Genomic DNA, 17,863 nt, shown 5'->3' with positions numbered 1-17,863 from the left:
TAAGCTCGGTCGCCGCATCCATGCGGCTCACGCCCCTGCGCAGCCCACCTGCCCGGCCACGGACAGGTTCCGTGCACGTCCACCCACGGAAGAGAAAAGAAGATCAAAAGCAAAGGCAGCCTGACAGGCCGCTTTTTGTAGAGCCGAGCCCACGCTCGGCTGCTTTCTGGCCGGTCCGTGAAGCCGAGCATGGGCTCGGCTCTACACGAGCAAGCGCAGCGCGCGACCCGCTTTTGATCTTATTTTCTTCTCCGTGGGTGCAGGCCACCGAAATCTGTCGGAGGCCGGTCGGGTTGGGTGCGCGGGGGTGTCAGCCGCATGGATGCGGCTGCCAAGCCTCCAGGGACGGATTCACGGCGTCCCCCGCGCATCCAACCCGACCGGCCCACCCACGGCCTTTGCTTTCCACGACCAACCAGACACCACCCACGAGGGGCTGCGCCGTTGGCTGGAAACTACCCGCGATGCCGGATCAACAACTGACTCATCAGCGCCCGCAGCGCCGGCGGCTTCACCGGCTTGGCCATCATTCCCCAGCCGCGTTCGGCGGCCATCTCACGCAATCCCGCGTCGCGCTCGGCAGTGACCAGCACCACCGGCGGGCGAGCCTGCCACAGTTCGGCCAATGTCTCGTACAGCACCGGTCCGTGGTGATCGCCCATGCGCACATCCAGCAGCACCAGCTCCGGTACCGTTACGGTACTGGCCAGCTGCAGCGCCGCCTGTGGGCCATCGGCCAGTGCCACCTCGCAGCCCCAGCGCTCCAGCAGCGCGCGGCTGGCGGCGCAGACGTGCGGATCGTCGTCGATCACCCACACCCGGCGCCCGCGCAGCGGATTGTCCGCAGCCGGTTCCTGCGCCAGCACCGGTGCGGGCGCGGCGGCGGGAATCGCGCTGGCCTCGCCGAACGGCACGCCCACCGCGAACACGCTGCCCTGGCCCAGCTGCGAGCGCAGGCGGATCGGGTGGCCGAGCAGCCGACCGATGCGGTCGACGATCGCCAGGCCAAGGCCGGCGCCGCGCTGCTGGCCGTCGTGCAGGCGGCGGAACTCCTCGAAGATCTCGCCCTGCAGCGCATCGGGAATGCCGGGGCCCTGGTCGTGCACTTCGATCCACAGCAGGCCTTCGCGGCGACGGCAGCCGAGCAGCACGCGGCCACGTTCGCTGTAGCGCAGTGCGTTGGACAGGAAGTTCTGCAGGATGCGGCGCAGCAGCGCTTCATCGCTGACCACCACCGCAGCGGTATCGACCCAGTCGACCACCAGCCCACGTGACTGCGCGGCGATGCCGAACTCGCGTGCCAGCGTCTGCAGCAAAGGCCCGAGCCGGAACGCCTGTACGCGCGTGGGCAGGCTGCCCGATTCCAGGCGCGCGATATCCAGCAGGCTGTTGAGGATCGCATCCTGCGCGGCCAATGCAGCATCGATGTGGTCGCTGGTCTGTTGCTGCGCCGGGTCAATCAGCTTGCCGCGCAGCACCGAGACGAACATGCGCGCCGCGTTGAGGGGCTGCAGCAGGTCGTGCACGGCCGAGGCAACGAAACGGGTCTTGTAGCGGTTGGCCTGCTCGGCTTCGCGGCGGGCTTCTTCCAGATCATGGGTGCGCTCGGCGATGCGGTGTTCCAGCGCATCGGCCAGGGAGCGCAGTTCGCGCGCGGCGTTCTTGTAGCTGGTGATGTCGGCATAGCTGGTGACGAAGCCGCCGTCAGGCAGCGGATTGCCACGGATCTCCAGCACCGTGCCGTCGTCCTTCTCGCTCTCGCGCATGTGCGGGCGGCCGCTGCGCAGGTGGTTCAGGCGACGCTCGATTGCTTCATCGACCGGGCCCGGACCGAGCAGGCCACGGCGTGCGTTGAAGCGGAACAGTTCCTCGATCGGCCGGCCGACGCGAACCAGGTCCTGTGGGAAACGGAACAGTTCCAGGTAGCGCGAGTTCCACGCGACCAGGCGCAGTTCGCGGTCGATCACCACCACGCCCTGCGGCAGGTGTTCGAGGCTGCGGCTGAGTCCGCTGTCGGCGTCGGTGGCCGCCTGCAGCAGGCCATCCTGTGCGGTGCGCAGTTCCTGTGCGTGCTGCTTGAGCAGGGTTTCCAGTTCGCGGCGGCTGCGCAGGCGATGCTTGGCCAGGCGTCGGCGCTGCTGCACGAACAGCACCAGGAAGCCCAGCGCCAGCCACGCGGCACCGCCGGTGAGGGCGGCCGCGCGACCGGCGGCGGTGGCGGCGCTGGCGTCGTGCAGCAGATGCAGGTTCCAGCCTTCGGCGGGCAGCGGCAGGCTTTGCCACAGCATCGGCTGCGGCAGTGCGGGATCGAGCAGGCGCACCATGCGGCCACCATCGGCAAGCACGTCTTCAGTACGCGCGCGCAATGGCTGCAACGCGCGGTCGGCGTACTGGCGGGCGTCCAGCATTTCGCGGCGCTCATCGGCGCCCAGCGGACGCAGCAGGCGGTAGCGCCAGCTGTCACGGTTGGCCAGGAACACCACGTCGTGGTCGTCGCTGGCCAGCACCACATCGGGGCTGCTCAACCATTCCTGCTCCAGCGCCGACAGCTCGACCTTGATCACCACCACACCGAGCCGCTTGCCGTCTTCCTCGATGGCCTGCGACAGGTAGTAGCCGGGCACGCCTGTAGTCATGCCGATGCCGTAGAAGCGGCCGCGGCCCTGCGCCAGTGCCTGCCGGTAGTAGGGGCGGTAGCTGTAGTTCTCGCCGACGTTGGTGGTCGGCTGGTCCCAGTTGCTGGCCGCCACTGCCACGCCGTCGTAGCCAACCAGGGTCAGGGTCGAGGCACGGGTGACTTCATTGGCGCGTTGCAGCTTGAGGTTCAGCCGCTGCCGTTCGGTGGGCGAGGGCGGCACACGCAGGGCGTGCAGAAGATCCGGATCCAGCGCCAGTACCTGCGGCAACGTGCCGAAGCGGTCGATGCGCTGCTGCAGGCCCTGGCCATACAGCTGCAGCTGGCGTTGCACCTGGCTGCTTTCTTCACCAAGGGCGCGCCGCCAGGCGTAGTGGCCGGCGGCGACCGCACACAGCACGGTACCACCGACCATCACCAGGAGGGTCAGCAACAGCATCCGGTGGCGGCTGAGCCAGTACATGCCGGCAGTCTACGCAGGGCCGGCGGGCGTGCCGTGCACGCCCGCCGGGATCTGACGTGGAAGGGGTCAGAAGTGCATCTGCGCGCGCAGTTCGAAGATCTCCGGCGTGCTATGCACACCGCGACGGCTGGCATCGACCTTCACGTAGTTGGCCTGGAACTTGAAGTGGCTGGTCAGGTACCAGTTCGCGCCCAGGGTCAGGTCGTGCTGGCGGCCGCCGAGGATGCTGCCATCGTCGAGGTCCATGCGGCTGTAACGGGCCACCAGTTCCACCGCGCCGTAGTCGTGCGCCGGCTTGATGTTGGCCACGGCACCTGCGTTGTACGGACGCGACTCGCCGGTCAGCACCCAGCTGGCCATCGCGTACTGGCCGCTGCCGGTGTAGTCGGGCTTGCCGTCATGGCGGGTGACCGTGGCGCGCAGGGCTTCGGCCTGCAGCGAGAACGGGCCGCGGATCCAGATGCCTTCCAGGCCGGTGCGGCGGATCTGGTCGGCGGTGACCAGCGCGCCGGAATCGACATAGCGGATGTCGGTCAGGCCGGCTTCCGGGCGTGCGCGCAGGCGTGCGCTGGCTTCGTGGTGTACATCGCGGCCATCGCTGTAGCCGCGCGGATTCTCCTGCGAATAGGCCAGGCCCAGGTGGATCACGTCACCCGGCGCCTTCACCGGGGTCCACACCGCACGCACGGCCTGGGTGGTGCCGGGGTTGTCACCCTGCAGGTCTTTGCCGCCATAGGCGCCGGCCTGCAGCAGGTACTGCGGGCGCTCCAGCACCCATTCCACGCCGGTGCGGCGGCCTTCGTAGAAGGCCTGCACGGGCAGCGCGGTTTCCAGGAAGCTGCCGGCGCGCGAAGAGGTGTTCGCATCCAGGCCAACCGGGGTCTTCATGTAGCCGAAGCGGAAGCGGCCGATGTCGCGGCCGAAGAAGGCCTTGCTTTCAAAGCGCACGAACACGTCCAGCCAGGTATCGGACTGGAAGTCGTAATAGACCATTGCGTCGTAGACGCCCTTCTTCTTCAGCGTCGCACCGAACTCCTTGCGGCGCACGGCGTCGTCGTCCTCCAGGCCGCTGCCCGAGGAGAAATCGTTGTAGTCGTAGGCGATGTTGGCGGTAGCGGCCAACTCGGTGCCGTCGCCGAAGGCGTACTTGGTCGGCCAGTTGTCGAAATCGGCAGCCGAAGCGAAGGCGGGAAGCGCGGCCAGCGACAGGGCCAGCAAGGTGGGAATCGGGCGCATGTTGGGTGCGGCTCTCTCAGATTGCGTGTGGACAGGACAACAACGGCCGCAGGGGCCGAAACTTTCGCAATGACGCGCCCGGCCGTTCAGCACGGGCCACCGGCCTCCCCAGGATCGGGCGGTGCGGCGCCAGTGTAGGCATCGCCGCCACCTGAACCGGGGGGCTAGTACCAATAGGTTATCTGCGCCGGCGTGCCCGGCGCGTACAAAGGCGTCCATTGGTCGCACCTCCTGCGCATGCAGCACAGGGCCTGCGATCAGTTTCCACGGTAACGGTTCCCGTGCTGTCCCGGGGCCGTACGTGCCTGAAAACGCCCCTTCCGGAGTCCGCCATGCACATCCCGACCGCAGCCCCGGCGCCTGCAAAGCCGTTGCCGATCTATCGCCAGCTGTATTTCCAGGTGATCGTGGCGATCGTCCTGGGCGCCATCCTCGGCCACTACGAACCGCTGATCGGCGAGAAGATGAAACCGCTCGGCGATGCCTTCATCAACCTGGTGAAGATGATCATCGCGCCGGTGATCTTCCTGACCATCGTCACCGGCATCGCCAGCATGACCCACCTGCGTACGGTGGGCCGGGTGTTCGCCAAGGCGATGGCGTACTTCCTGTTCTTCTCCACGCTGGCACTGATCGTGGGCATGATCGTGGCGCACGTGGTGCAGCCCGGCGCCGGCATGAACATCAACCCGGCCGAGCTGGACCAGACCGCGGTGCACAGCTACGTCGAAAAGTCGCACGACCTGACTCTGGTCGGCTTCCTGATGGACATCATTCCGAAGACGCTGGTGAGCGCCTTCGTCGACGGCAACATCCTGCAGGTGCTGTTCATCGCGGTGCTGTTCGGCATCGCGCTGGCATCGGTGGGCGAGAAGGGCAAGCCGATCCTGAACTTCCTGGAGGCGCTGGTCGCCCCGGTGTTCAAGCTGGTGCACATCCTGATGAAGGCCGCCCCGATCGGTGCCTTCGGCGCAATCGCCTTCACCATCGGCAAGTACGGCGTCGGTTCGCTGGTCAACCTGGCGTGGCTGGTGGGCTCGTTCTACCTCACCGCGTTCCTGTTCGTGGCGGTGATCCTCGGTGTGGTCTGCCGACTGTGCGGCTTCTCGGTGTTCAAGCTGGCGCGCTACCTGAAGGCTGAGCTGCTGCTGGTGCTGGGTACTTCCTCGTCGGAGTCGGCGCTGCCGTCGCTGATGGAGAAAATGGAACGTGCCGGCTGCAGCAAGTCGGTGGTGGGCCTGGTGGTCCCGACCGGCTACTCGTTCAACCTGGACGGCACCAACATCTACATGACCCTGGCGGCACTGTTCATTGCCCAGGCCACCAATACCGAACTGACCCTGGGCCACCAGATCGCCCTGCTGCTGGTCGCGATGCTCAGCTCCAAGGGCGCCGCGGGCGTCACCGGTGCCGGCTTCATCACCCTGGCCGCGACGCTGGCGGTGGTGCCGGAAGTGCCGGTGGCCGGCATGGCGCTGATCCTGGGCGTGGACCGCTTCATGAGCGAATGCCGCTCGCTGACCAACTTCATCGGCAATGCGGTGGCCACCGTGGTGGTCTCGCGCTGGGAAGGCGCGCTGGACCGCAACCGCCTGCAGCTGGCGCTGGATGGCCGCGAAAGCGAGCTGCCACCGCCGGTGGACGCACTGCCCGAGGCGCTGCCGGCCAAGGGCTGATCCAGGTGTGTGGTACCGCGGGGCCGATCACGACAGTGGTACGGCCCCGCGGCGTTTCATGGCGTCCCATGACTGTCATGGGCAGCGCCGAAGCTGGTGTCGCGGTACCGTCGCATACGGCACGGAATTGTGCGGTCGCAGCATGCTTGCGACAGGATAGCGACAGGTCCGGACGCTCCAACGGGGGTATCATCCCCTGTCCCTTCTGCCCATTCATGTAACCCACATCGATGTCCAACGAAGATTTCAAACAGGCCGCCCTCGATTACCACCGGATGTCCCCGCCTGGAAAGATCAAGGTTTCCGCTACCAAGCCCATGCTGACCCAGCGCGACCTGTCGCTGGCGTATTCGCCGGGCGTGGCGTACGCCTGTGAAGCGATCAAGGCCGACCCGCAGCAGGCCAGCGAGCTGACCGCCCGCGGCAACCTGGTGGCGGTGATCTCCAACGGCACCGCGGTGCTGGGCCTGGGCAACATCGGCGCGCTGGCCGGCAAGCCGGTGATGGAAGGCAAGGGCGTGCTGTTCCAGAAGTTCGCCGGCATCGATGTGTTCGACATCGAAGTGGACGAGACCGACCCGGACAAGCTGGTCGACATCATCGCCTCGCTGGAGCCGACCTTCGGCGGCATCAACCTGGAAGACATCAAGGCGCCGGAATGCTTCGTGGTCGAGCGCAAGCTGCGCGAGCGCATGAAGATCCCGGTGTTCCATGACGACCAGCACGGCACGGCGATCATCGTCGGTGCGGCGGTGCTCAACGCGATGGCGATCACCGGCAAGAAGATCGAGGAAGTGAAGCTGGCGACCACGGGCATGGGCGCAGCCGGCATTTCCTGCGTGAACATGCTGGTGCAGCTGGGCCTGAAGCCGGAAAACATCCTGGCCTTCGACCGCGAGGGCGTGATCCACACCGGTCGTACCGACCTGGATCCGGAAAAGCAGCGCTATGCGCGCGACACCGACAAGCGCACCCTGGCCGAGATCGTCGACGGCGCGGACATCTTCCTGGGCCTGTCGGCGCCGGGCATCCTGACTGCCGACATGGTCAAGACCATGGCGCCGGATCCGGTGATCTTCGCGCTGGCCAACCCGACCCCGGAAATCATGCCGGAACTGGCGCGCGCCGCGCGTCCGGACGCGATCATCGGCACCGGCCGTTCGGACTACCCGAACCAGGTCAACAACGTGCTGTGCTTCCCGTACCTGTTCCGCGGTGCGCTGGACGTGGGCGCGACCGCGATCAACGAGGAAATGAAGATCGCCTGCGTGCGCGCCATCGCCGCGCTGGCCCGTCGTGCGGCCACCGACATGGGCTCGGCCTACGGCGGCGAGACCCCGAGCTTCGGCCGTGAATACCTGATTCCGCGTCCGTTCGACCGCCGCCTGCTGGTGGAGCTGTCGGCCGCCGTGGCCCAGGCCGCGATGGACTCGGGCGTGGCCTCGCGCCCGATCGACGACATGGGCGCCTACCGCGACAAGCTGGCCCAGTTCGTCTACCGCACCAGCCTGATGATGAAGCCGGTCTACGACCGCGCGCGCAGCGACAAGCAGCGCGTGGTGTACGCCGAAGGCGAAGAGGAAGTGGTGCTGCAGGCGGTGCAGAACGTGGTCGATGACGGCCTGGCGCACCCGATCCTGATCGGTCGCCCGGAAGTGATCGAGTCGCGCATCGAGCGCCTGGGCCTGCGCCTGAAGATCGGCGAGAACGTTGAAGTCACCAACATCAACGACGACCCGCGCTTCAACGAATACTGGCAGTACTACCACGGCCTGACCGGCCGTCGTGGCGTGACCGTGGCCGCGGCGAAGAACCTGATGCGTTCGCGCCCGACCCTGATCGCGGCGGTAATGGTCGCCCGTGGCGAAGCCGATGCGATGCTGACCGGCATCGTTGGCCGCTTCCACAAGAAGCTGGGCTACGTGCGCAGCGTGCTGCCGCTGGAGCCGAAGGTCACCTCGACCTCGGCGATGACCGGCGTGATCAACCAGCAGGGCGTGTTCTTCTTCGTCGACACCCACGTGCAGGAAGACCCGACCGCCGAGCAGCTGTGCGAAGCGACCCTGCAGGCGGCCTACCGCATGAAGCTGTTCGGCATCGAGCCGAAGGTGGCGCTGCTGTCGCACTCCAACTTCGGCAGCCACGATTCGAAGGACGCGCTGAAGATGCGCCAGGTGCGTGAGCTGCTGCTCAAGCGCAACCCACGTCTGAACGTGGATGGCGAAATGCAGGGCGACACCGCATGGGATGAAGCGCTGCGCCAGAAGCTGCTGCCGGGCTCGACCCTGCAGGGCCGCGCCAACCTGTTCGTGCTGCCGAACCTGGAAGCGGCCAACATCGCCTACAACCTGGTGCGTGTGTTCACCGACGGCGTGGCGATCGGCCCGATCCTGATGGGCGTGAACAAGCCTGTGCACATCCTGACCACCAGCGCGACCTCGCGCCGGATCCTGAACATGACCGCCATTGCGGCGGTGGATGCGCAGATCCGCAAGCAGCTGGAAGCGGAAAAGAAGGCATAAGCCTTCTTTCCGATTCGATCTGCAGAAACGCGCCCCACGGGGCGCGTTTCTGTTTCCGCAAAGCGGAAACGGGTAGAGTCGACTGTTAGTCGACTGCCTTTCGTACAACCAACGAAAATCCCGCGCGATCGCGCGATAGTCGACTAACAGTCGACTCTACCGGTCCCGATGCCGGTCCCACCGCTGCCACACGCGCTACGCAACCCGGTCATGTGCCTGCAACGCCGTTACGGCCCAATACGCCCACGCGGCCTGGCCGTGGGAAGGGACCGGACCGGCCTCCCCACCCTGGGCCCGACCAACTTTCCATGGGTGAGGGTGTCATGCGCAATCGAGTGACGCGGCGGTACTTCCAGCAGCTGTTCGCGCTGTATGCCGGTTTCGTGCAGTCGCGCTGAGGCATAGAAGGCAGCGGGGTAGAGTCGACCGTTGGTCGACTATCGCGCGAAGCGCGGGGTTTTCGGTAGTTGTGCGAAAGTCAGTCCACCAACAGTCGACTCTACCCAGTCGACTCTACCCAGTCAGTGCCGCTTGCCGCGGCGCGCCGGCGCCGGCGGCGGTGCATCCGAACGTGGCTTGGCGTACTGCGTCCACAGCGCCTGCAGTGCCTTGCCGGTGTGCTTCTGCCACAGCGCAGGCGTATAGCGGCCTTCGCGCAGGGCCTTGTCCAGCGCCAGCACCAGGCCGGGATGCTCGGCCTCGGCCCATTTCAGGAACGCACCGGTCACCCGGTAGCCGCTGTCGACGTTCTGTCCCTTCTCGACCTTGCCCGGCAGTGCCCAGCCTGCGGCGGCATTGTCCATGCCGTAGCGGTCGCGCGCGTAGTCGGCGATGCCTTCCACCAGCCAGCCCGGTACCCGTGTATCGCCGTAGCCGGGATACCCCTGCACGATGTGCATCGCCTCATGGGTGACCAGGTCGATGTCGTTCGGGTGTTGCGCAAGCCAGCCTGGATTGATGGTGATCGTCGCTGCCTGGTCCTTGTCACCGACGAAGGCGATGCCGGTGTAGGCCGGATCGATCACGATGCGCACCATCGACGGCGCGGCCGGGTGGAAGTCCGCACGTTCGCGCAGGTAGGCGAAGAAGAACGTATCGATCACCCGCTTGCGCTGCGGCGCGGCCAGCGCGCCACGGGCATCCTGGTAGTTCAGCGTCACACCGTCGCGGGTCAGCTGCGTATCGAACGCCTGGGTCTGGCCGAAACTTGGGAAGGACAGGGCAACAAGGGCCAGTGGCAGAAGACGGAAGCGCATGCCGCTCATTGTACGGTGCTGGCCGCCAACAGTTCGATCTCCGCCAGCGGCAGCCGTGCCGGTGCCGCCAGGCGCAGGCGGTACTCGCTGTAGCGACCGGGTCTGGCGATGCGGAACGGACGGGTCTGGCGGGCGGATTCGAAATCTTCGCCGCTGCGCTGGTCGAGCACTGCCCAGCTGCCGCTGCCGTTGCGTGCTTCCAGCGTCCACTCACCGCCCAGGATGCGGCCGTCACCGCTGGTCAGCGTGTACATGGTCGGGGTGCCCTCGGCCAGGCCGGTCAGCGCGATGGTTGCACCGCCGCCCAGGCCCACCGTCGTGCCGGCATCGTCATCGACCAGCGCGGGCAGGGCACGGCCATCGGCCGACGTCGCCTTCGCGCCACTGCCCAGCAGGTCGTGCAGCAGCTGCGGGCGCTGCCCGCGTGTGGTCAACGAGCGCGGCACGTCATCCACGCCACTGCCCCAGCGCGACGGCTGCGGTCCCATCACGAAGTCGAGCGTCGCGCCCTTGGCGATCAGCTCGTGCGGCACCCAGGTCTTCGTCCAGGGCTGGCCGTTGATCTTCAGCGACTGCACGTAGACGTTCTCACGCGAGTTGTTGGCCGCGTTCACGGTCAGCACGGCACCACCCTGCAGCTCCACCCGTGCGTGCTCGAATGCCGGCGAGCCGATCACGTACTCCGGGGCGCCCATGCGCAGCGGGTACAGGCCCAGCGAAGCAAGCACGTACCATGCCGAGGTCTCGCCATTGTCCTCATCGCCCGGGTAGCCTTGGCCGATCTCGCTGCCGACATACAGCCGCGACAGGATCTCGCGCACATGCTGCTGGGTCTTCCACGGCTGCCCGGCGTACAGGTACATCCACGGGATGTGGTGTGCCGGCTGGTTGCTGTGCGCATACATGCCCATGCGCACGTCGCGTGCTTCGGTCATCTCATGGATGGTGCCGCCATAGGAACCGGCCAGTGCCGGGTCCGCGGTCTCCGGTGTGGCGAAGAAGGTATCCAGCTTCGCCGCCAGCTTCTCGCGGCCACCGTACAGCGCCGCCAGGCCCTCGCCATCGTGGGCGGCGGTGAAAGCGAAGGTCCAGCCATTGGATTCGGTGTAGTCGTGGCCCCACACGCGCGGGTCGTAGTCCTTGGCGTCCACGCGCCAGCGGCCATCGGCCTTGCGGCCCTGGAAGAAGCCGGCCGCCGGATCGAACATCGTCGCGTAACTGGCGGCGCGATGGCGGAAGTAGTCGGCCTCGGTGCTGTAGCGCTCGCGTGCGGCCGGCGTGGCCGCGCGCTTGGCCAGGGCATCGGCCATGTTGGCGATGCCGAAGTCATTGAGCGCGCCTTCCATCGTCCACGACATGCCTTCGTGCACGTCGGCGCTGGCATAGCCACGGAAGGTCGAGCGGTCCATGCCCTTGCGGCCGACATGGCGGTCGGGCGGGACCACGGTCGCGTTCTTCAGCGCGGCGGCGTAGGCCTCGGCCGGATCGAAGCCGCCGATGCCCTTCAGCCACGCATCTGCGAAGGCCACGTCCGAGCTGGTACCGACCATCAGGTCGGCGTAGCCCGGCGACGACCAGCGCGCGATCCAGCCACCGGCGCGGTACTGCTCGATGAAGCCCTGCACCATCTGCCCGGCATCCTCGGGCGTGAACAGTGCGTAGGCCGGCCAGGTGGTGCGGAAGGTGTCCCAGAAGCCGTTGTTGACGAACACCTTGCCATCGCGCACGGCGGCGTAGCTGCGGGTCGCGCTGCCTTCGGTGTTGTCATCGCTGGCGCTGGCCTGGTTGGCGTAGCGCCACTCCGGTGCGGCGGCGCTGCCCACGTTCTCGTGGCCGGAATTCGGGTACAGGAACAGCCGGTACAGGCTGGAATACAACGTGGTCTTCTGGTCGTCGCTGGCATCGCCGATGTCGAAGCGGGCCAGGCGCGCGTCCCACGCATCCTGCGCGCGGCCGGCCACGCTTTCCAGCGTATCGGCCGCGGCGATTTCCAGCGCCAGGTTGTGCCGCGCCTGCTCGATCGAGATCAGCGAGGTGGCGATGCGCATGGTCACCCGCCGGTCGCTGCCGGCATCGAACTTGATGTAACCGGTCGGGCGCCCGGTGTCGAGGCGCCCACTGCCGCGCCACGGCTTGTCGAAGCGGGCCACCACGTACATGCGGCTGGCGCCGTTGGACAGGCCGCTGCGTGTGTCGGTGTAGCCGGACAGCGTCTGCGTGGCGGCGTCCAAAGTCAGGCCACCGCGTGCATCGACGTTGTCGAACAGCAGGTTGGCGTCGCCGCCCTCGGGGAAGTCGAAGCGGAACAGCGCAGCATGATCGGTCGGCGCGATGGCGGCAGCGATGCCGTTGTCGAAGCGCACGTCGTAGCGATACGGGCGTGCGCTTTCATGGCGGCGATCGAACGACAGCGCGCGCTTGCGGCGGTCGGCGTCCGGCACACCACGGCTGGCCGAGGGCATCACCTGGAAGGTCTGGCGGTCGCCCATCCATGGGCTGGGCTGATGGCTCAGCGCAAGCGCCTGCAGCTGCGGACGGTTCTGTGCGTCGTTCTGTTCGTTCCAGCGGTACAGCCAGTTCAGTGCGCCGGCATCGGTCACCGGGGTCCAGAAATTGAACCCGTGCGGCACTGCCGTGGCCGGGAAATTGTTGCCGCGCGAGAAGGTGCCGTTGGCCTGGGTGCCACGGGTGGTCAGCACCCAGTCGGAGACGCGCTGTGGCTGCTGTCGCGGCATTGCGTCCAGGCGCACGTCATCGATCCAGCCGGACACCGGCGCGCCCTCGGCACTGGCCACCTCCAGCTCGATCGCCACCACGCGGCGGCCCTTCAGCGTGGGTACGTCGCCCAGCCGCACTGCCTTGCGCGCCCACTGCTGCGGGTACAGCGTCTTCGACTCGCCCTGCGCGCGTGCGCCGATCGCCACCCCATGCTGGTCACGCGCCGCACCGGCCGAAACGCGGCTGCCATCGTCCAGCAGCAGGTCCAGTGACACATAGGTCGAGGCCACGGTGTCCTTGCCGACGATCTCCGGCAGCACCAGCCACGACAGGGTGGTATCGGCCTCGATCGGCAGGTCGGTCTTGAACAGCTCGCGCCGCGCGCTGCCGCCTTCGCTGCGGTAGCGCAGTGCATGCAGGCCGCTGTAGCCCGCATTGCGCTTGGCGGCGTAAGGCGCCGCAGGGCCGTTGCCGATCGTCACCTGCAGTGCACCCGCGGCCTGCGACGGGGCAGGTTCGCCGGGCTCGAAGGAGGTCTGCAGTCCCTGTGCCAGCACCGGCATCGCGGTAGTCGCACAGGCCAGGGCCAGAGCGAGCGGAAGCAGGGCGCAGCGTGGATCGGACAGGGTCATGCAAGGGTCTCCCGGAAGGGCAGGCGGCGGGCAGAACCCGCATCGGCGGACACCACGGACAGCATCGCTCCGCCCGCCGGGATGGCAGTGGAAGAGGCGATGCCGGTCCGGTGGGGGCGGGCCATGCGATCGGGTCGGATTGGGGCAGGCCGGTTCACGACCTGGCCCGATCCTGCAACAGCCGTGGCAACCTGACAAGTGCCATTTAGTTCGATCCAAATGCGGGAAATATCGTTGTCGGTGGTTTCACGCCGTTAACCTGCAGGATCGGTCGGGAATTCCCGCCGGCCCCTCATCCCGAGGTGGCATGCAAGGTCGCAGGGAATCGGCCCGGTACACGCAAAGGCCTGTTGTTGCGCAATGTCGGGGCGGCCCGGATGCTAGAATCACAGGCCTCGCAACCCGTTCATCGACATCCGCCATGAGCCATACCGCCACCGCGCCCGCCAACGCCGAGAAGCGCTACACCGTGCACCGCAGCGATCTGCCGCTGAGCTGCCCGACCCCGGAAATGGCGCTGTGGAACTCGCATCCGCGCGTGTACCTGCCGATCGAAGACGAGCCCAATGGCGAAGCGCAGTGCCCGTACTGCGGCTCCGTGTTCGTGCTGGCCGACTAAGCGGCTGCCCCTTCGATGCGCCGATTGACCGTGGTGCAGTTGCTGCCGGCGCTGCACTCCGGCGGCGTCGAGCGCTCGACCCTGGAAATCGCTGCGGCCCTGGTCGCCGCCGGCCATCGTGCGCTGGTGGTCTCCGCCGGTGGTCGCCTGGTGCAGCCGCTGCTCGATAGCGGTGCTGAGCACCTCACCCTCGACATCGGCCGCAAGTCGCTGCTGACCCTGCGCCACCTGCCGACGTTGCGCCGCCTGTTCGCAGAAGTGGGTGCGGATATCGTGCATGCCCGTTCGCGGCTGCCGGCCTGGCTGGGCCTGTACGCGATCCGTGCCATGCCCGTCGCACAGCGGCCGCACTGGGTGACCACCGTGCACGGGTTGAATTCGCCCAGTCGCTACAGCGCGGTGATGACCAGCGGTGAACGCGTGATCTGCGTGTCCAACAGCGTGCGCGACTACGTGCAGCGGCACTATCCGACGGTTCCCGAAGCGAAGCTGCAGGTGATTCCGCGCGGCGTCGATGTCGCACAGTTTCCGCGCGTGGCCCGCGCCGACCGCCGGCCACGACTGGCGCTGGCAGCCGATTACCCGTGGCTGGCGCAGGTTGAGGGCCCGCTGCTGCTGCTGCCGGGGCGGGGCACCCGGCTGAAGGGACATGTTCATGCGCTGCAGTTGCTGGCGGATGTACGCGCGGCCGGTGTGCCAGCACAGCTGTGGATGCTGGGCACCGATGAACCCGGCCGCGAAGCCTACGTGGCCGACCTGCGCCGGCAGGCGGCCGTGCTCGGCGTGACCGACGCCGTGCAGATCAGCACGCCGACCGCGCGTATCGCCCAGGCCTATGCAGCCAGCGATCTTGTGCTGCAGCTGTCGGACAAGCCCGAAGCATTCGGCCGCACCGTGGTCGAGGCGCTGTCGGTCGGCCGTCCGGTGCTGGGCTGGGATCATGGTGGCGTTGGCGAACTGCTTCGGCAGCTGCAGCCCACTGGCGCGGTGCCGCTGGGCGATGCACGCGCGCTGGGTGAACGTGCGCTGGCCCTGCTGGCGCAGCCGCCGTCCTTGCCGACCCGCATCCCGTTTACCCTGCAGGCCATGCAGCGCGATACCCTCCGCCTCTATGCCGACCTCGCCGGCTGACCCCGCCGTCACCGGGCGCGACGACCGCGCCGGGCGCTGGGCACCCTGGTGGGTGCTGGCGTACGTGGCGCTGTGGCCGTTGCCGGGCATCGCTGAAACCGTGCTCGGTCTTGGCGCGGTCTACGCCGCCGCGCGCATGGTCATGCGCCGCCTGCAGCGCCGCCCGCACCTGTTGAGCACGGCAGCCTGGGCGCTGACCTCGATCCTGTTCCTCGGCTATTGGCTGCCGCAGGCATTCTCGGCGTTTGATGCGATCGATCCGGCAGCGTCGTGGACGAAGGCGGCCGCCGGCCTGCGCTACCTGCCCTTCATGTGGCTGGTGGCGATCGCGGTGGCCACGCCGGAGCGGAGGCGGCTGACCTTCGGTGGCCTCGCGTTGATCACCGCTGCGTGGACGCTGGATGCGCTGGTGCAGGCGCTAGCGGGTACCAGCCCGTGGTTCTGGTCACTGGAGCAGCTGAAGCTGGCGGTGAGCGGCCATGGATTGTGCCCGGCCGACGAGGCTGCAGTGGCCGACCGCCTCAGTGGCGCACTGGGGCCGTGCAACCTGAAGTTCGGCCAGGTGCTGGCCAGCCTGTCGCCGTTCCTGCTGCTGCCCGCCGCGCGGCGCTTTGGCAATACGGGCTGGCTGCTGGCTGCGGCAGCGCTGGGCAGCGTGCTGCTGCTGGCCGGCTCGCGTGCCTCATGGATCACCTTCGCACTGGTGCTGGGCTACAGCGGCGTACGCCAGTTCGGCTGGAAACGGCTGGCGGTGCTGGCGATGGTCGCTGTTCTCGGGGCAGGGGTGCTGACCGCCAGCGTGCCGCAGCTGCGCGAACGCTTTGCACGTACGGCGATGGCCTGGGATGGAGGCGAACGGGGGGTCGACGAAGCGCTGTCCGGTCGCGCGCGGATCTGGGAAGCGGCCGTCTGCATGATTGAGGCGCACCCGGTCAACGGGGTCGGCGCGCGCGGTTTCCGCGATGCCTATCCGGCCTGCGTGGCCGATGGAGGACCGGCGGTGTGGGGCAATGCCCCCGCGTTGCACGCCCATCAGATCGTGCTGGAAATCCTGGCAGAAACCGGTGTGCTGGGCCTGCTGCTGTGGCTGGCGGCGGTGGCCCAGGCCTGGCGGGCATGGCGTTATGCGCCGGCCGCCGCCCGTGAGCGTGCGCGGCCGGCGATGCTGGCGCTGGCGGTCACGGTGTTCCCGCTCAACACCCACTTGGCGTTCTACTCGGCGTTCTGGGGTGGGCTGACCGTGCTGCTGGCAGCGCTGTTCGCCGGCAGCCTGCTGGCACGCGAATCGGACGACACGCCGACGGCGGTGTGATCGTCCATCCAGCATGGCGTGGCTCTACTGCACGTACCGAACGGAGATTGCTGTGGTAGATCCACGCCATGCGTGGATGGAGCTTTCCCGACGCAAACACAGGTAACCCACCACTACCGGTGTTTCCATGCGTATCGCACGCTCGAGGCATGGCCAGCCCAAGACTCCGCTACGGTCGATTTTCCCGATCCGGCAACGTGTACTCATTGACCACGGCAACTCTTGGCCGTGAACCGTTATTCGCCGATGCGGCGGACATGGCGATCCTGATCGACACCCTGCGCTTCGTCGAGCGTAGGGGCTTCAGCCACAGTCTCGCCTGGGTGGTGATGCCTGACCATCTGCACTGGCTGATGGAACTGCGCAGTGGAACCTTGGCCGAGTGCATGTCCTTTCTGAAGTCACGCAGCAGCAGGTTGCTGAACCGGCGGTTGGAGCGGCAGGGTGTGCTGTGGCAGCACGGCTATCACGACCATGCAGTGCGGACCGACGAATCACTTCACGAGAAGGCGATGTACATCCTGGCCAATCCGGTCCGCGCGGGCTTGGCGTGCGTGGTGGGGGAGTACCCGTACGCCTGGTGCCGCTGGCCGTTGTGAATCACGGCACGGAATCGAAGAGCATCCACGCATGGCGTGGATCTACTTCAGAATGCCCCACGTCATTGAATCCACGCCATACGCGGATGAAGCTGCACAAGGCAGTAGATCCACGTCATGCGTGGATGAAGCCATCCCTCCCACCGCTACTTGTAGAAATCGCTCCGGCCACCCGGCTGGCGCTTGAAACGACGGTGGATCCACAAGTACTGGTCGGGCGCTTCGCGCACCATCTCTTCGATGGCCTGGTTGACCCGCGTGGTATCGGCTTCCACGTCCTCGCTGGGGAAATTCTCCAGCGGCGCACCGATCTTCAGGAAGTACCTGCCGCCTTCGCGACGGTGGAAATACGGGATCACCGCACAACCGGTCATCCGCGCCAGCTGGTGGGTGGCGGTGATGGTGGACGCGGTGTGGCCGAAGAACGGCACGAACACGGTGTCCTTGCCACGCATGTCCTGGTCCGGTGCATACCAGAGGAAGCCACCCTTCTTCAGGTGCCGCACGGTGGCGCGGATGTCCTCGTTGGCGAACATCGCCTTGGCATAGCGCAGGCGGCCGAACTTCACCGCCCATTCGTACACCGGGTTCTTGTGCTTGCGGTACATGCCCGAAAGATCAACGTAGTCGCACAGCAGGCGCCCGCACATCTCCAGAGTCATGAAGTGGCCGGAGACCAGCAGCACGCCACGGCCTTCGGCCTGCATCTGCCGCAGGTGCTCCAGGCCTTCGATCTGCACCTGAGGGCGGATGCGGTCGATACTGCCCCACCAGGCACGGATGCACTCGAACACGCCCACGCCCAGCGCATCGAAGCTGTCGCGTACCAGACGTTGCCGCCAGGCTTCATCCTTTTCGGGGAAGCACAGCTGCAGGTTGACCTCGGCGGCGCGACGGCGGCTGCCGAGCAGGCGCCAGGTGATCCAGCCGACGCCCCGGCCCAGCGCACGCTGCAGCATCCACGGCAGGCGGGCGATGGCGAAGGCGCCGAACATGGCGGCGAACATCGGCCAGTTGCGCGGATCGCGCAGCGACGGGCGGACGGCGGTGGTGGCATCGGACAT

At 67.2% G+C, this 17,863-nt stretch carries 11 protein-coding genes; 6 read left to right on the top strand and 5 right to left on the bottom strand.

Going from position 1 to position 17,863, the window contains the following annotated elements:
- Window positions 1-455 precede the first annotated feature (455 nt).
- Both FQS62_RS18545 and FQS62_RS18540 read right to left on the bottom strand, forming a co-directional pair.
- Window positions 456-3,098, bottom strand: coding sequence for a hybrid sensor histidine kinase/response regulator (locus FQS62_RS18545; protein ID WP_208043014.1), 2,643 nt, complete (start codon window positions 3,096-3,098; stop codon window positions 456-458).
- Between the two features lie 66 nt (window positions 3,099-3,164).
- On the bottom strand, window positions 3,165-4,334 hold the full coding sequence (locus tag FQS62_RS18540) for an OprO/OprP family phosphate-selective porin (protein WP_005414426.1): 1,170 nt from the start codon (window positions 4,332-4,334) through the stop codon (window positions 3,165-3,167).
- 332 nt (window positions 4,335-4,666) lie between these two features.
- Here FQS62_RS18540 and FQS62_RS18535 point away from each other — a divergent pair, with 332 nt between their 5' ends.
- Window positions 4,667-6,010: a dicarboxylate/amino acid:cation symporter gene (locus FQS62_RS18535; RefSeq protein WP_005410972.1), complete on the top strand. Its 1,344-nt coding sequence runs from the start codon at window positions 4,667-4,669 to the stop codon at window positions 6,008-6,010.
- Window positions 6,011-6,240: 230 nt separating this feature from the next.
- Window positions 6,241-8,532: an NADP-dependent malic enzyme gene (locus FQS62_RS18530; protein ID WP_032129106.1), complete on the top strand. Its 2,292-nt coding sequence runs from the start codon at window positions 6,241-6,243 to the stop codon at window positions 8,530-8,532.
- Window positions 8,533-9,053: 521 nt separating this feature from the next.
- Here FQS62_RS18530 and FQS62_RS18525 read toward each other — a convergent pair.
- On the bottom strand, window positions 9,054-9,797 hold the full coding sequence (locus FQS62_RS18525; RefSeq protein WP_049444023.1) for a basic secretory protein-like protein: 744 nt from the start codon (window positions 9,795-9,797) through the stop codon (window positions 9,054-9,056).
- Window positions 9,794-13,138: a GH92 family glycosyl hydrolase gene (locus FQS62_RS18520; RefSeq protein WP_208043874.1), complete on the bottom strand. Its 3,345-nt coding sequence runs from the start codon at window positions 13,136-13,138 to the stop codon at window positions 9,794-9,796. Before FQS62_RS18520 ends, FQS62_RS18525 begins: the two co-directional genes overlap by 4 nt.
- Before the next feature lie 421 nt (window positions 13,139-13,559).
- On the opposite strand from FQS62_RS18520, the gene FQS62_RS18515 reads away from it, so the two are divergent.
- From FQS62_RS18515 to FQS62_RS18500, 4 genes are all read left to right on the top strand, one after another.
- A complete protein-coding gene (locus FQS62_RS18515; RefSeq protein WP_005410967.1) occupies window positions 13,560-13,757 on the top strand; it encodes a zinc-finger domain-containing protein in 198 nt (65 codons plus the stop codon).
- Window positions 13,758-13,772: 15 nt separating this feature from the next.
- Entirely contained in the window at window positions 13,773-14,888 is a 1,116-nt protein-coding gene (locus FQS62_RS18510; protein WP_088480517.1) for a glycosyltransferase, read from the top strand.
- Window positions 14,869-16,200, top strand: coding sequence for an O-antigen ligase family protein (locus tag FQS62_RS18505; protein WP_088480518.1), 1,332 nt, complete (start codon window positions 14,869-14,871; stop codon window positions 16,198-16,200). Before FQS62_RS18510 ends, FQS62_RS18505 begins: the two co-directional genes overlap by 20 nt.
- Window positions 16,201-16,349: 149 nt before the next feature.
- A complete protein-coding gene (locus FQS62_RS18500; RefSeq protein ID WP_154349614.1) occupies window positions 16,350-16,799 on the top strand; it encodes an REP-associated tyrosine transposase in 450 nt (149 codons plus the stop codon).
- Between the two features lie 146 nt (window positions 16,800-16,945).
- On the opposite strand, the gene FQS62_RS18495 is transcribed toward FQS62_RS18500, so the two are convergent.
- Window positions 16,946-17,863, bottom strand: a complete 918-nt coding sequence (locus tag FQS62_RS18495) for an LpxL/LpxP family Kdo(2)-lipid IV(A) lauroyl/palmitoleoyl acyltransferase (RefSeq protein WP_049444013.1) — start codon at window positions 17,861-17,863, stop codon at window positions 16,946-16,948.

The organism is Stenotrophomonas sp. SBJS02 (assembly GCF_020428325.2).
Lineage (GTDB): Bacteria > Pseudomonadota > Gammaproteobacteria > Xanthomonadales > Xanthomonadaceae > Stenotrophomonas > Stenotrophomonas africana.
The sequence above is the reverse complement of the archived record's forward strand: the minus strand, read 5'-3'. Positions and strand labels throughout refer to the sequence as shown.